This window comes from Sorangium sp. So ce1153 (assembly GCF_051521595.1).
Taxonomy (GTDB): domain Bacteria; phylum Myxococcota_A; class Polyangia; order Polyangiales; family Polyangiaceae; genus Sorangium.
Genome location: NZ_CP150361.1, coordinates 12596539 through 12611183, shown reverse-complemented (window position 1 = coordinate 12611183; position 14645 = coordinate 12596539). Strand labels below are relative to the sequence as shown.

The following is a 14645-nucleotide window of genomic DNA, read 5'->3' as shown; positions in this document are numbered from 1 at the left end:
CGACGCACTGGATGCTCGCGCGAGCGACGACCCCGTACACCGAGCCGTTCGCGCCCGGCGCCGAGACAGTGCGCGGGATCGAAGCGGGTCGGGCCAGCTTGCGCACCGGGGGCATCGAGGGGCATGTTGCTCGCGAGAGGCATGGACTGGAGCCGGTTCGACGCGCACGGGAAGGACGAGGCCGAGGCCTTCGAGGCCCTCGCCGGCCAGCTCTTCGAGCGCTGGTGCCGGCGGGAGTATGGCGGTGAGCTCCGGGACTTCCGGATCCCCGACGGGCGAGGGGGCGATGGCGGCGTGGACGCGTACGCCGTGCTGGCGTCCGGGAAGATCGTAGGCCTGCAGGCGAAGTGTTTTTCCGGACGCCTCGATCGAAACCGGATCGATCAGATTCACGACTCCTTTCAGCGGGCGCTCAAGGTACGCCCGGACCTCGTGCGCTACTGTGTCGCCATGCCCCGTGCTCTGACCGACGATCGCGGAGGCAAGGAGGAGACAGAACGGGCGCGGTGGAGCGGCTGGATCTCCAAGGCGAACGCGATTGCGCCGCACGTTGAAGTCGCTCTCTGGGACAGGGCGAAGCTCGAGGAACTGCTCGGCGAGAGCGAAAACGAGGGACTGCACGCGTACTGGTTCACCGACAGCGTCCTCACACTGAACGACCTGACCCAGCGCTTCGCTGCTGCCCATCGTGGCTGGCTCAACGTGCGCTACGCTCCGCACCTGCACGCAACCGGCTGGCTGGAGCAAGACCTCGCGCTCCGTTTGGGTGAGCGTGAAGCGCGCGCGAAGATCCTGCTCCACGTGAAGGAGGCAACCGCCAAGCTGGAGGCGCTTCGCGAGGACGTGGCTCGCCTGGAGCGGTTATCGATGTTCGGGCGCGACGTCACTGACGCGGAGCAACTCCGCGGGGCAGCCCTCGACGCCCTGGACCGCATGATAGATGCGGGCAAGGCACTGACCTATGCGCTCTGTCACGCCACGCCCCTCCCGGAGCACCTGGAGCCGAGCGAGCACGACGAGGAACACCTTCGGCGGCTCGCCGGGGTGCTCCTCGATCTCGAGCGCGACCGCTTCCACGTCCCCACGCGCAGCATCCGCGAGCACCTGGAGCGCTGTGTCGACGAGCTGGGGCGTCCATTTTCGTTGCTTCGCGATGCGTGGGCGCGCTGGCGCGGAGCGCGGCTCCTCGGCGCCTACGTCGGTGCGCCGGGCGTCGGGAAGACCCACGGGCTCGCGCATGCCGTTGAGCAGCAGCTGAGCCGCGAGATGCCAGCGGTGATCCTCCGCGCCAGGGATTGCCCTCTCGGAGGGTGGGACGAGATCCTCCAGAAGGCTCTGGACCAACCTCGCTCCCGGCTCCCCGAGATCCTGAACGCCATGGAAGCGACGGCGACACGCGCTGATGTGCGACGGGCGCGAAGGCCGGTGCAGAATCCGGATGGTGCCGCTGATGTCCAGGACCCTGCCGCGCCGTCCGGAGCCACCTCGGGCCACGGTGACGGGGTGGAGCCCGAGCCGGTCTGCTTTCTGCTCGCGATTGACGGTCTGGAGGAGTCGGGGAAGCACCACCGCTGGGCCGAGCTGCTCGGCGAACTCTCGGTGCACCTCGAGCGCCACCCCCGCGTACGGGCCGCGGTGACCCTGCGAACGGCCAGCCGCGAGGCGATCCTGGGTCGTGTACGCGTCGACCTCTTCGACGAGATCGCGCTCCCCACAGGCGGCGAGGTCGACACGCTGCTGCGGGCCACCTGTCGAGCGACGCACATCGAGCTCCCGGACAGGCGCATCCGCTGGGCGATCCGGGAGCCCCTGAGCGTGCGGCTCTACTGCGAGCTCCGCGGCCGGATGCCAGCGCCCCCAGCAGCAGCCTGGGGCTCTCGACCCCAGGACGTGTCCCTCACGGCGCTGCTCGGCGAGAAGCTCCGGCGCATCGAAGACGAGCTGCAAGACAAGCGCGGGTGGAGCCGGCGCGTCCCCGTGCGAGAGGCGCTCACGGCGCTCGCCGAGGCCAGCATGGGGCGCGGTGCCATGAGCCGTGACGACGCTGTCGCAGCGGTTCATGCAGCGGTCCCGCCGGCGCAGGGGATCTCGATCATCGACGCTCACTGGCTGCTCGAACAGGCCAAGGAGCACGACCTCGTCATCGAGTGGGCGGTCGAGTCGGATGGCCTCCTTCCACCGTTCCAGCATGTCGAGCTGGCGTTCGAGCCCCTCGTGGACTACCTGATCGCCCGCCGAGCATGCGACGCGGCGCGGGACGCGCTGGCCCGAGGCGAGGCGCCGCCGCTCCCCGAGGTGCTGCGGGATCGGCGCGACGCCTTGACGCAGACGGCGATCCTGCTTGCGCAGAAGGGTATCAGCCTGGTTCGCTCGGGCCTCTGGCGCGACCAGCTGCCGCGCGAGGAGATAGAACGCCTGGAGCTGCGGGCTATCGCCGCGCTGGATGACGGCGCAGCCCGCACCTACCACGGATGGGTGCTCGAGCGGCTGCGGGCCAGCATGCCCTCGTGCCGGCGGGTGCTGGCCGAGCTCTGCGTTCCAGTGGCTCGGGACGTGACGCACCCTTTCGGCCCTCGCTTCGTCCATGAGGCGCTCCTGCCTCTCTTGCCGGCGAGGCGTGACCAGTTCTGGTCAGGTCCGCAGCATCTGCCCGGAGACGGCGGGCAGCCATGGGAAGGGAGCGGTGATCGGGCCTTGGAGGGGCTCACGCTCGCGGAAGACGACCCGGCGGACGGTCCGCCGCTGCTCCTGGCCTGGGCGCTCACGTCGGTGGACACGGCCTGGCGCAGGCGCCTCCGCGCCGAGCTGGCGCGCTGGGCGTCCAGAGATCTCGGTGAGCTGATCCGATGGTTGGATCTGGTGATTTGCACCAACGATCCCCAGATGGTCGAGGACGTCTCGATGGTAGCCTTCGGGGCCGCCTGCCTGACCGGCGCGGAGCCGAGCTTGGTGCGGCTCGTCCGGTGGGTCGACGAGCACCTGCTCTCTCCGGACGCACCACATCGCCGTGATGACGTCGCGGTGCTCCATGCAGCGCGCGGCATCGTCGAGCGCGCGCGCGCCGTGGGCATCGTCGTGGATCCTGCCATTCTCGAACGGGCGCATCGGTTCTACGCGCCGACCGGGGAAACGCTCCCTATCGACGCCGAGGCCGCCCGAGCGGCGAGCGATCATCACGGAGTCAAGCCTGTCTCGGCGGAGTTCGCCTGGTACGTCGTGCCTCCGGCCATCGATCCGTTCTTCCGATATGCGGTGTCGATGGATCTGCACATGTGGTCACCGGAGCGAGCAGAGGGGCTCGACCCGCGCGCCGCTCGAATCCTGCGCGCGCATGCGGAGCAGGCGGAGATCTCCGCGCTCTCGCCGCTTCGTTTCGCGTTCGGCGCGCTCGTGGCACACCTGCGCGCGGTGGGCTGGAGCGAGGCTGAGTTCTATGGAGATCCGCGCGGCGAGGAGCCGGCCGCGACCGTCGGGATGGATGTGGCGATCGCGCGGTACCACGGCGATGCCAGGGTACGTGGGGAGGTCAGCCCGGTGTGTACGGTGGCCGAGAAGTACATCAGGACCGGCTGCCGTCAGCTGCAAGCTTATCTCGCGGCGCGCGCGCCTGCGGACGTGCGCGGCGGGGCCGCCGGGTTGATCGAGCCGCCCGTGGATCCAGTGCTCATCGACCTGCTCGATCCCAATCCGTCGAGCGACGCCGCCCTGGAGTCCTCCAGGGAAAGAGAGCCCTGGGTGTTCTGGGCGGATGACGGCCTCGTCTCGTCGATCCACCTGGACTCCCACGACCAGGTGGATCGAGCCATCGAGTGGGTGATGAAAGCCCCGCCACCCGAGATCGAGCCCTGGCTTCGTCTTCCGAGAGGTGCAGCCCCGCGCTTCGAACGGGAAGAAGACGACGAGTGGATCACCCTCTGGGGAGAAGTTCGCGCACGTGAGCGGGAGAGTCAGGCCGACTCCACGCTATCGATCGGAGCCGCCGCGGTGGCAGAGCGCGACGCCGGGTTGATTGCGGTTCATGCGCGCTATGTTGACCCACAAATCATCGGTTACCTCTGCGAGGACGGCGATTTGGGGTGTAATCGTGTCGATCCTGGGGAGGCTATGTGGGCTCCCTGGTCGGAAGAGCGCATCGGAGCGTACGAGATTCCGGTGGGCGGTCGAGCGATCGAGCTGATGGGCACCTCCGTCGAGGCCGGCTATCATGGGCTTCGTGGCATGGCGCGGTCCTGCAGGCTCCCGGCCAGATGGCTCCGCGTCCTCCTCGGTCTCGTCGACGCGAGGCCCGTGGGAGGAGGGGCGAACTGGTGCTTCATGGATCGCGAAGAGCGCGTACAGGCCATTTATTCTCATCATTCGTCGGGACAAATCACATGGCAGAAGGCGCTCGTGGTCAGGCGCCGCGCGCTCGAGCGAGCGCTGGACGATCGGAGTCAACGTCTCGTCTGGGGCGTCAGGCTGCTTCGTGAACCCGCCCCCGGGATCATCGACCATCTCTCGAAAGACGCTCCACCTGCGCTTCGCGGCTGGCTCTGGCTCGCGGTCATGGGCGACTCGAGCGTCGGCGACCCGAGGATCGACGTCGTACCCTTGCCCGGTTCAGGCAGCGTCCGCGGGGCTGACGAACCCGACGCTTCAAGCCGAGCAGCCCCGGATCCATGCAGCCCCTCCGAGGCTCCGATCGGCCCCGGGAACCCGGAGCTGGCCACACCGCTCTCCAGCGATCTCGATGACGCTCAGGCCATCCCCTATTTTCTCTGGGACGATCCCATTCCTGTCAGCGAGGTCCGACGTCGGCTGAAGAGCGCATCACCGCCAGAGCGCGACCGTCTGCTGGGCAAGATCCTGCGCGAAGCCCAGGATCCCGACGTCTGGCGGTTCACCACGCCCGAAGAGGTCGCAGCGCGTTTCAGCCAGCTGGCCCGGCACCTCGGGCGACGCAGGCGCTTCTGGGAGTTTCTGCTGAAGTTATGGCACAAGGAGGGTCTACTTGAGCAAGAGCCTGCTTAGCCCGCTGCAGGAGGAGGTGCTCGCGGCCTTCTTTCGTCGCGAACGGCGGTTCTTCGTGACGGGGGGGGCGGCGCTCGCTGGCTTTCACCTCCATCACCGGCGAACGGCGGACCTGGATCTCTTCACGACCTCGGCGGATCTGGATCGCGCGGATGAGGCCTTGCGAGCGGTCGCGCAGGAGATCGGCGGTGCGATCGAGAACAAGGAGACCGCGCCCACGTTTCGCCGCCGCCTGGTGAAGCGGGGGAAGGATCGGGTGATGGTCGATCTGGTCGTCGATCACACTTTCCAGGTCGACCCGGAGAAGCAGCTCTTCGGCGACATCCGGGTAGACCCGCCGGAGGAGATCTTGGCCAATAAGCTGTGCGCGCTGCTGTCCCGCTCGGAGATCCGCGATCTGGTCGACGTCTTCGCGCTGGAACAGGCGGGCTACAGCGTGGAGGACGCGCTGCCGCGCGCCAAGCGAAAGGATGGTGCTGTTACGCCTGCTTCCCTGGCATGGATCCTCTCGGAGATCCAGGTTGGCGACGATGCCTCCATCCCGGGTGATATCCCGGTGCCGGAGCTGCGGACCTTTCTCCAGGACCTCATCTCTCGTCTAGGGCGGTTGGCCTTCCCCACGCAAAGCGGCGACTCCTGAGGAGCCTGTCGAGCGGCGCGAGGCTGGGGAAGGCCGGACGTGCCGGCCCCCGATTCGTCGGAGCTCTTATCGTCGCAGATCACCAGCATACCGACAGGCTCGCCAGCCGCCCGGGAGCGCTGGGGAATACGTCCAGCAGCCCCGAGAGCCCGTCCAGCACCGCCGGCGAGCGCACCCAGCAGCTTCGGGAACGTGTCCCGCAGCGCCGGGGAGCGCGCCCAGCATCGCCGGGAACGTGCCCAGCAGCGCCGGGGAGCGCGCTCAGCATCGCCGGGAACGTGCCCAGCAGCGCCGGCGAGCGCGCCCAGCAGCTTCGGGAACATGTCCAGCAGCGCCGGGGAGTGCGCCCAGCGACCGCTGGCATGCGCGCCCGATCTGCTGGCCAGCCTCCGGGATGCGCTGGCATGCACCCGAACGCTGCTGCCCGGGTTATGGCGCGGCGACAGACCGCTCCATCCGCCGTCACAAGCGTCCGGTCTCACGTGACTCCCGGGGCTCGCATGGCAGGATGGCGGCGAGATGGCGCGCTTCTTCAACACCGCGGGCCCGTGCAGGCCCGACCTGCACTACATGGTCGATCCCCTCCGGCGCATCGAGCGGCTGCGCCGGCTGATCGACCGCCAGAGCTACTTCGTCGTGCATGGCCCGCGGCAGACGGGCAAGACGACGTCGCTCCTGTCCCTGGCCGCCGCACTGGCGCAGGAAGGTCGCTACGCGGCGGCGCTCCTGTCCCTCGAGGTAGGGCGCGCCTTCCCGGAGGACGTCGGCGCCGCGGAAGCCGCGATTCTTCAATCCTTTCGGGAAGATGCCACCTACCAGCTCCCGCCCGACCTGCGTCCGCCGCCGTGGCCTGAAGGGGCGCCGGGCCACCGCCTCGCCGCCGCGCTGGCGGCGTGGGCGCAGGCCTGTCCTCGCCCGCTCGTGCTCTTTCTCGACGAGATCGACGCGCTCACCGGCCCCACGCTGCTCTCGGCGCTGAGCCAGCTCCGCGGGGGCCATCGGCGCAGGCCGCAGGGTTTCCCCTGGGCCATTGCCCTCGTCGGGATGCGCGATGTTCGTGATTACAAAGTCACCGCGGGCGAGGGGGCCCAGCTCGGCAGCGCCTCACCGTCCAACGTGAAGGAGGAGTCCGTGCTCCTGCGCGACTTCACCCGCGAGGAGGTGGCGGGGCTTTACGCTCAGCATGCAACCGACACGGGGCAGGTCTTCGCGCCCGAGGCGGTCGACCTGGCCTTCCAGCTCACTTGTTTTATCGAGCGCGCGATGCCGACGGACAGGGAACAGCCCTGTCCGTCGAGCGAGGCGATCACCCGATGACGCCGGCCTCAGCGCGCACCGCCACCTGCTTGCCGTTGAACGCCACGGCGAGCGCGTGCACCGGAGACGCGCCGGCGGCGCGGAGCTCTGCCGCGTAGTCCCTGCGGGCGATCTGCGAAAGCCCCTCTTCCAGCGCCTGCTCCAGCGTCTGCCCGCCCCGCGCCACCTTCATCTCCAGCACGACCCCGGGTTTGCCGGGCTGCCGGGGCCGCACCAGCACGTCGGGCCTGCCTTCCCCGGACTCGCGGTTCGATCGCACCTCGTAGTCCGGCTCCAGCGTGGCGAGCAGCCCCGCGACGAACCCGTGATAGACCTCCTCCGGGCCGAGGCGGCGCGCCTCGTGATAGGAGAGCACATTCGTGACGAACGCCCGGAGCTGCTCCTCGAAGGTGATCACATCACCGCTCAGCAGCGCCCGCACCAGCCGCCGCGAGCTCGCGCCCTGCCCGGTCAGCCGCTCCTCCATCCAGTCCCGGAAGGTGCTGGTGTAGACCTCGCGCACCTCGTCGTTCGGGATCGACAATCGATAGGCCGGCACGTGAGTCGTCCCGGACTCGGTCGCCTCCGCGCGCAAGTACCCCGAGAAAACGAGCAGAGCAAAGAGCGCGCGGGGGCTGCCCGGCAGCTGGTCGAGGGCCACGTTCTCATCGAGCCGCTGCTCGATGGAGCCCCCCTCGAGCAAGATCGCGATGTCGTCCTCGACGTCCAGCGCGTGAAACACCAAGAGATCCCTGATCAGCTCGTTCGCGCTGGTGGACACCCAGTAGCTGCGCGTGCGCCGGTCGTCGCTGGCCAGGAAGCTCAGCACCGACCATGGATTGTAGACCACTGTCTCGCCGAAGACGTAACCGTTGTAGGCCCGGCGCACGCTCTCGAGCAGGTCGAGCGCGCCCCCGTCCTTGAGGAGCGCGATCACCTCGGGCTCGGTGAAGCCGAAGCAGGTGGAGAACTCGGTGCGGAGGAGCGAGTAGACCCCGATGTTGTTGAGCCCCGAAAAGATGCTCTCCCGTGCGACCCGCAGGATGCCCGTGAGGACCGCCCTCGACAGGTGAGGATTGTCCTTGATCCCGCCGGTCAGGAAGGCGCGGAAGAAATCGAGGACCTCGCGGGCGTAGCCCCCGACGAACCCGGCGTGGATGGGCTCGTCATATTCATCGATGAGGATGACGACCTTCTCGCCGTGAGCGCGGTGCAGGTACGCGGACAGATCGCAGAGCGCGCGCTGGTAGAGCACCTCGTCCGCCGTGCCGTCGAGGATCGCCCGGTAGTCGCGCGCCTCCCGCTCGCTGAGCGCGCCCGCGTCGAGCACCGCTCGGTGCTCGTCGAACAGCGCCTCGATCTTCTTCCGCATGGCCTTCCAGCACGCCTCGAAGGCCGGGGCCTTGACGTCACGGAAGGTCATGAACACGACCGGGTAGCGCTGGAAGTGCGTTCGGTAAGGCTCGCCCGCGCGCCAGATGGCGAGGTCCTCGAAGAGGTGCGAGAGGTCCTCGTCACGCCGCTCGAAGAAGCACCGGAGCATCGACAGGTTCAGCGTCTTGCCGAAGCGCCGCGGCCGCGGGAGCAGGAGCCCGAGGAGCCCTGGACGATCGAGCAGCTCCTGGATGAGGTGCGTCTTGTCGACGTAGACGAGCCCGCGCTCGCGCAGATCGCGGAAATCAGAGACGCCGATAGGAATGCGCTGGCTCATCGTGATCGCTCGACGCGCGGGGCATCCCGAGCATGGAGAAGAGCGCGCGCGGTAGCAAGCGGGCGGGGCTGGCCGTTGATCGCCGCGCCAGCCGCGGCGCATTTCGGGGCCAGGCGCGGGCCCAGGCGCGCTGTCGCGCTCTCTTGCGCGCTGCCATCCCCGGGAGCAAACTGCGCTCGCGATGGCTCCTGCGTTCCCGCGCCGCGCGCTGCTCAAGGCCGCCGCAAGCGCGGCGCTCTCCGGCGCGTTCGGCCTGCCGGCGCGCGCGCTCGCCGCGCCGGGCAAGGCGGCGGAGGACGAGTTCTTCCTCTTCATCCACGCGTCCGGCGGCTGGGACGTCACGCTGTGGGCCGACCCGCGGAACGAGGGCAAGGGGCTCTGCGACCCGGCGACGACCGACAACACCGACACGGCGCCGCTCCGCCTCTGGGTCGACGCGCCCGGGCCCGGCGGCGCGAAGACGTTCGCGCTGGTGCGGCCGCAGGGCTCGAGCCTCGCGTTCGGCCCCGGCATCGGCGCCCTCGCCGAGCTGTACGACCGGCTGTGCATCGTCAACGGGCTGGCCATGAACACCGTCAGCCACCCCGACGGCACCGCCTTCGCGACCACGGGGAGGCACCTCAGCGGCGGCCGCACCACGTCGTCGAGCGTCGACGCGATCTGTGCGAGCGAGCTCGGCGCGGACCAGACGTTCCCCATCGTCTCGGTGCAGTTCCCCTCGGCGGTCGTGGGCGACCGCCTCGACCGCCGCGCCGCCCCGCTCATGGTGGCGGACATCGGCACGATCAGCCGCTCCCTCTACCGCGCGAAGCCGTACGACACCGACGAGGACCGCGCCGCCGTGACAGCGCTCCTCTCCGAGGAGGCCAGGACGCTCGCCGCGCGCTCCCTCCACGCCGACCCCCTGAACGGCTTCGCGCTCCAGGCGGAAGGGCTCGGCCGGATGCTGAAGGCAGGGCTCCAGGACGTGTTCTCCAGGGGCAAGCTCGTCAAGGCGCACCCGGAGTTCAACCACGCGGCGCGGTTCGCCAGGCAGGCCGCCGTCAACGCCTCGTTCGCGCTCGAGGCGATGCGGCGGAACGTGGTCCGCTGCGTCAGCTTCGCCAGCATCGGGTTCGACACGCACACGAGCAACTACCGCCAGCACGCGGCCACGCAGCAGGAGCTCTTCGACCTCATCGCCGCCCTCGTCCGCTCGCTCGACGGGACGCCGCACCCGACCAGGTCCGGCAAGAAGCTCTCGGATCACACGCACATCCTCGTGACGAGCGACTTCTGCCGCACGCCGCAGATCAACACGGCGATGGGGCGCGACCACTACCCCAACAACTCGGCGATGGTGATCTCCCCCCGGTTCCGCGGGAACTTCTCATTCGGCAAGACCGACGCGGAGCAGCTCCTGCCGGCCCCGGCCAAGGCGTTCCAGGGCGGGCCGCGACCGATCGCCCCGCCGGATCTGCTCGCCACCTTCCTGTTCGCCTTCGGCATCTCGCCGCGCGACCACCTGCGCGACGGCGAGGTGGTGCCGGAGCTCCTCCGGCCGTCGTGAAGCTCCTGCGCCGAGCGGCGTCCCTCACCGCCCTCGCGACGGCGTCCCTCGCCGCCCTCGCGCCGCCCCTCGCCGCGCTCGCTGCGTCCCTCACCGCCCTCGCGCCGCCCCTCGCCGCGCTCGCGCCGCCCCTCGCCGCGCTCGCGCTAGCCGGCTGTGCCGCGCCGGCCGCGGCGCCGCTCCCGCAGCTCGCCGTGCGCCCTGTCGCGTGGCCTGCCCCGGGCGAGCTCGGCCCCGTCCGCGCGCTCGCCGACGACGGACGCCGCGTCGTGCTGTTCCACGACGGCGCCGCGGCGATCTTCGTGGACGGCGCGCTCGCCCGGGTCGACCGCGCGCCCCACCGCTGGGCGAGCGCCGCGGCGCTCCCCGCGCCCGACGGCCACGGCACGTGGATCGTCGGCGTCGACGCCGAGGGGCGGCTGTTCAGGCTGCCCGGCGAGGGGGCGTTCGAGCCCGTCTCCGACCGCTACGGCCTCGAGCGCGCCGCGGTCCGCGCCGCGCTCGGACTCGGTGGGGGCGGCGCCGCCTTCGCGCTGGACGGCGAGATCGCGGTGGCGGACGGCGCGCTCGTCACGCGCTACGCGACCGGTCCGCTCGCGGCATTCGCGGCGGGCGGCGGGCGCGTGGCCTTCGCGTCCGGTGGCGACGGGCTCGCGCCCGGCGGCGACGGGTTCGCGTCCGGCGGCGACGGGCTCGCGTCCGGCGGCGACGGGCTCGCGCCCGGCGGCGACGGCCTCCGCGCCCTCGACGTCGCCACGAGGGCGCTGCGCGCGTACCCGCTGCCGGACGGCCCGGCGCCGCTCCTCGCCGTCACGGGCGCGGGCGCGCTGGTCGCGGCGACGCCGGCGGCGCTCTACGCGGAGGACGGCGCCGGCGTGCTGCGCCTCCGGCTGCAGGCGAGCGCCGCGCTCCACGGGCTCGCCGCCTCCGGCGACCGCGTGTGGTTCGCCGACGGCGACGAGCTCGGCGTGCTCGACGAGGCCGGCGCGCGCGAGACCCGCGGCGCGCGCCTCCCGCGGGACGGCAGGCTCATCGGATCGCCGAGCGGCGACGTCTGGCTGCTCGCCTCGGGCGCCCTCCGGCGCTTCGCCGCGGCCGAGGGCGACGCCGGGCCCGCCTGGGACGAGATCGCGCCCGTGTTCGCCCGCGCGTGCGCCCCGTGCCACCTCCCGCGCGGCGAGGGCGGCGCCGACCTCTCCACGGGCGCGGCGTGGACGTCGCGCCGGGACGCCATCGCGCGCCGGGTCATCGAGGAGCGGACCATGCCGCCCCCGGGGCGCCCGCTGTCCGAGGCTGATCGCGCGCGCATCCGCGCGTTCGTCGAGCGCGTGAGCCCGGCCCGGCGGCCGTGAGGCGCGCGGCCGTCGCCGCGGCGCGCCCGTCTTGCGCTACCCTGGGGCACCACCGCCAGAGGAGAGCTGCCTGATGATGTCGTTCAGCCCTGATCCACGCGTCGCTGAGCAGCAGATGCACGCCATCATCTACTATCTCACGGGGTTCGGGTACATCGACGGCGAGCTCGACGCGACCGAGAAGTCCTTCATCCGCGGCTACATCCAGGAGCTCGTCGGGCAGCGCGCGCGCGACGCCCTGGGCGCCGAGGCCGAGGCGAACCAGGACGTCGTCGCGCGGTGGACCGGGCACTTCCACGAGGTGTTCGCCGAGGTCGACCACCAGATCCAGAGCCTCTTCACCGAGAGCGTCGCCGAGGGCGAGGACCCGAGGGACTTCGTCCTCGCCAAGATCAAGCTCCGCTGCTTCGAGCTGCTCGACGGCTTCGACGACGAGAGCCGCGAGTCGCTGCTCGCGATCGTCGACGGGCTCATGCTCGCCGACGGCGTCGTCCACCCGAACGAGCAGCGGTTCCGCGACGAGCTCTTCGCCCTCCTCGCGAGCCCGACCGAGATCGACGACGTCGACATCGAGCCCGTCGAGCAGGGCGCGGTGGTGATCGACCCGGCCACGCGCAAGAAGGCGCGCGAGGTCGACCACCCGTTCTTCAAGGCGTTCGAGTGGGACTACGCGAGCGACCCCGCCACGTTCGCGGAGCAGGCCAAGGTCGATCTCGACCTGATGCGCAGGTTCGAGGCGAAGCTCGAGGAGCAGCGCGCGCGCGGCGCCGGCCGGCTCGACGGCGCGGCGGATTTCGCGGGCTTCGCCGGGCAGCCGCCGTTCCTCGACGGCCACGTCTACGTCGCCTCGCCGGACCCGGCGGAGGAGGTCGAGCTCCTCGTCGTCGGCGACCTGCACGGCTGCTACTCGTGCCTCAAGGCGGCGCTGATGCAGGCGGACTTCTTCGCCAAGGTGCAGGCCCACCGCGAGGACCCGGCGCACAACCCGCGGATCATGCTCGTGTTCCTGGGCGACTACATCGACCGCGGCAGGTTCAGCTACAACGGCATCCTGCGCACGGTGATGCAGCTCTTCCTCGCCGCGCCCGACAACGTCTTCGTGCTGCGCGGCAACCACGAGTACTACGTCGAGCTGAACGGCCGTGTGCTCGCGCCGGTGCGGCCCTCCGAGGCGATGAGCTCGCTCGCGGCCATCGCGCCGAACGAGGTGTTCGCGGCGTACATGCGCCTGTTCGAGGCGCTCCCCAACATGCTCGTCTTCGACCGCATCCTCTTCGTCCACGCGGGGATCCCCCGCGACGACACCATCGCCGCGAAGTGGCGGTCCATCTCCTCGCTCAACGACCCCGACATCCGGTTCCAGATGCTCTGGAGCGACCCCAGCGAGGTCGACGCGATCCCCTCGGAGCTCCAGCGGGCGACCGCCCGCTTCCCGTTCGGCAAGCGGCAGTTCAAGAGCTTCATGCAGAAGCTCGGCTGTACCACGCTGATCCGCGGCCACGAGCGCATCTCCGAGGGCTTCCGCGTCGTCCACGACGACCCCGACGGCGTGCTCCTCACGCTGTTCTCCGCCGGCGGGAAGACCAACGACGACCTGCCGCCGAACAGCAACTACCGCGAGGTGACGCCGATGGCGCTCACCATTCGTTACAAGGGGGGAGTGAGTCAACTCACGCCCTTCGTGATCGAGTACGAGCGGTACAACGATCCCAAGTACAACTCGTTCTTCCGCGAGCAGCTCCCGTCGCTCGAGGTCACCGCGTGATCACCGCGTGACGCGCGCGATCCTCGCATGACGAGCGCGCGGCCCTGACGCGCGCCGGCCCTGATCGGCCACCAGGTGGCAGGTGGGATGACGTCGCCCACGCGAAGGCCGCGGGCCGGCGGGGCGCCGCACCTCGACGACGTCGTCACGGTGTGCCGCGCCGCCTGGCACACAGCGGCCCGGCGCGCCGTCGAAACCCCGGCGATCCTCGCGCGATCCGCGGCCCCGTCCGCCGGCAGCCGAGGGCACGGCGGTTGCAAACGCTCTCGTATGCATCGGCGCTTGGCCCTCGGTCTTGGCTTGCTTACCTCTCTTCTGCTCGCAGCGGGCTGCGGTGCGAGGGTGGACAACGAGGGGGGCGCGGGCGGCGGGGGCGCTGGCGGCGGCGGCCAGGTCGCGGGCAGCGGCTCGGTGGCGGGCAGCGGTAGCGGCTCGGTCGCGAGCAGCGGCAGCGGCCCGGTCGCGAGCAGCGGCAGCGGCCCGGTCGCGGGCAGCGGCGGCGGCGGCGAATTGCCCGCCCGGTGCAAGCTGCCGCAGGAAATCGGCGACTGCAACGCGGCGATCCCGAGCTACTGGCACAACCCGAGCAACGGCGTGTGCGAGCCGTTCACGTATGGCGGCTGCGGGGGCAACGAGAATCGGTTCGAGTCGCTCGCGGCGTGCCAGGAGGCCTGCCAGGGCGGCGCTCCAGACATGGATACCTGCGCGGCGCCGGCCGACTGCGTCCTTGTTTCGCCGCGCTGCTGTGCCGCCTGCGACCCTGTGGACGCCCGCGCGTTCGTCGCCGTCCACCGCGCCGCGGCGGAGGACTACCGGGAGTCCACCGGGTGCGGGGACATCGCGTGCGCGCCGTGCCCGGAGGTCGGCGAGGCCGAGCGCACGTCCCGGTACTTCACCGCCGCGTGCGAGGGCGGGCGCTGCGTCGTCGTCGACGTGCGCGAGTCGCCGCTGACGCAATGCTCGGACGACGCAGAGTGCGTCCTGCGCGACGGCCTCGGGTGCTGCGAAGGGTGCGACGGGATGGATATCATCGCCCTCAACCAGAGCGCGGATCTCCGAGGCCTGGTCTGCCCCGACGACTCCGGCGCGTGCCCTCCCTGCGCGCCGGTGTATCCGCCCGGGATGAAGGCGGTGTGCTCGGAGGGCAGGTGTCGGCCCGAGATGCCCGCGGGGCCGTGAAGGCCAGCGTCGCCTGCATGCGCCATCGGGCGCTGTCACCCGAGCCGTGAGCAAGGCTCTCCCCGGCACCCACAGACGGCGTCTCCCCGGCCGCGGCGCGTCAGCAGCGCGTCACCAACGCGCCCTGCCGATGCGGTCGAATG

General features: G+C 70.7%; 8 protein-coding genes. 7 read left to right on the top strand and 1 reads right to left on the bottom strand.

The features are described from left to right. Window positions 1–123 precede the first annotated feature (123 nt). The 3 genes from WME85_RS45890 (at window position 124) to WME85_RS45880 (ending at window position 6967) form a co-directional block, all read left to right on the top strand. Window positions 124–5010 carry a hypothetical protein gene (locus tag WME85_RS45890; protein ID WP_437830780.1) on the top strand — a complete coding sequence of 1629 codons (4887 nt, stop codon included), beginning with the start codon at window positions 124–126 and terminating at the stop codon, window positions 5008–5010. Further along, window positions 4991–5650, top strand: coding sequence for a nucleotidyl transferase AbiEii/AbiGii toxin family protein (locus WME85_RS45885; RefSeq protein WP_437830779.1), 660 nt, complete (start codon window positions 4991–4993; stop codon window positions 5648–5650). Before WME85_RS45890 ends, WME85_RS45885 begins: the two co-directional genes overlap by 20 nt. Window positions 5651–6169: 519 nt before the next feature. Continuing rightward, a complete protein-coding gene (locus tag WME85_RS45880) occupies window positions 6170–6967 on the top strand; it encodes an AAA family ATPase (RefSeq protein ID WP_437830777.1) in 798 nt (265 codons plus the stop codon). On the opposite strand, the gene WME85_RS45875 is transcribed toward WME85_RS45880, so the two are convergent. Further along, window positions 6957–8657: an AAA family ATPase gene (locus tag WME85_RS45875; RefSeq protein ID WP_437830775.1), complete on the bottom strand. Its 1701-nt coding sequence runs from the start codon at window positions 8655–8657 to the stop codon at window positions 6957–6959. The two genes, WME85_RS45880 and WME85_RS45875, sit on opposite strands and share 11 nt — an antisense overlap. 181 nt (window positions 8658–8838) lie before the next feature. On the opposite strand from WME85_RS45875, the gene WME85_RS45870 reads away from it, so the two are divergent. The 4 genes from WME85_RS45870 to WME85_RS45855 all read left to right on the top strand — a co-directional run bounded on the left by WME85_RS45870 (window position 8839) and on the right by WME85_RS45855 (window position 14502). Further along, window positions 8839–10206 (top strand): DUF1501 domain-containing protein, encoded by a 1368-nt coding sequence (locus tag WME85_RS45870; RefSeq protein WP_437830773.1) that lies wholly within the window; start codon window positions 8839–8841, stop codon window positions 10204–10206. Beyond that, window positions 10203–11558, top strand: a complete 1356-nt coding sequence (locus tag WME85_RS45865; protein ID WP_437830770.1) for a c-type cytochrome — start codon at window positions 10203–10205, stop codon at window positions 11556–11558. Before WME85_RS45870 ends, WME85_RS45865 begins: the two co-directional genes overlap by 4 nt. 73 nt (window positions 11559–11631) lie before the next feature. Next, the gene (locus WME85_RS45860) at window positions 11632–13323 is read left to right on the top strand and encodes a metallophosphoesterase family protein (RefSeq protein ID WP_437830768.1); all 1692 of its coding nucleotides are present in this window, start codon (window positions 11632–11634) and stop codon (window positions 13321–13323) included. A gap of 342 nt (window positions 13324–13665) precedes the next feature. Continuing rightward, the gene (locus WME85_RS45855; protein ID WP_437830766.1) at window positions 13666–14502 is read left to right on the top strand and encodes a BPTI/Kunitz domain-containing protein; all 837 of its coding nucleotides are present in this window, start codon (window positions 13666–13668) and stop codon (window positions 14500–14502) included. Window positions 14503–14645: the final 143 nt, after the last annotated feature.

Excerpts from the sequence above, each read along its gene's own strand:
- WME85_RS45890 (WP_437830780.1), top strand. The coding sequence starts at position 124 with ATGTTGCTCGCGAGAGGCATGGACTGGAGCCGGTTCGACGCGCACGGG.
- WME85_RS45880 (WP_437830777.1), top strand. The coding sequence starts at position 6,170 with ATGGCGCGCTTCTTCAACACCGCGGGCCCGTGCAGGCCCGACCTGCAC.
- WME85_RS45875 (WP_437830775.1), bottom strand. The coding sequence starts at position 8,657 with ATGAGCCAGCGCATTCCTATCGGCGTCTCTGATTTCCGCGATCTGCGC.
- WME85_RS45870 (WP_437830773.1), top strand. The coding sequence starts at position 8,839 with ATGGCTCCTGCGTTCCCGCGCCGCGCGCTGCTCAAGGCCGCCGCAAGC.
- WME85_RS45860 (WP_437830768.1), top strand. The coding sequence starts at position 11,632 with ATGATGTCGTTCAGCCCTGATCCACGCGTCGCTGAGCAGCAGATGCAC.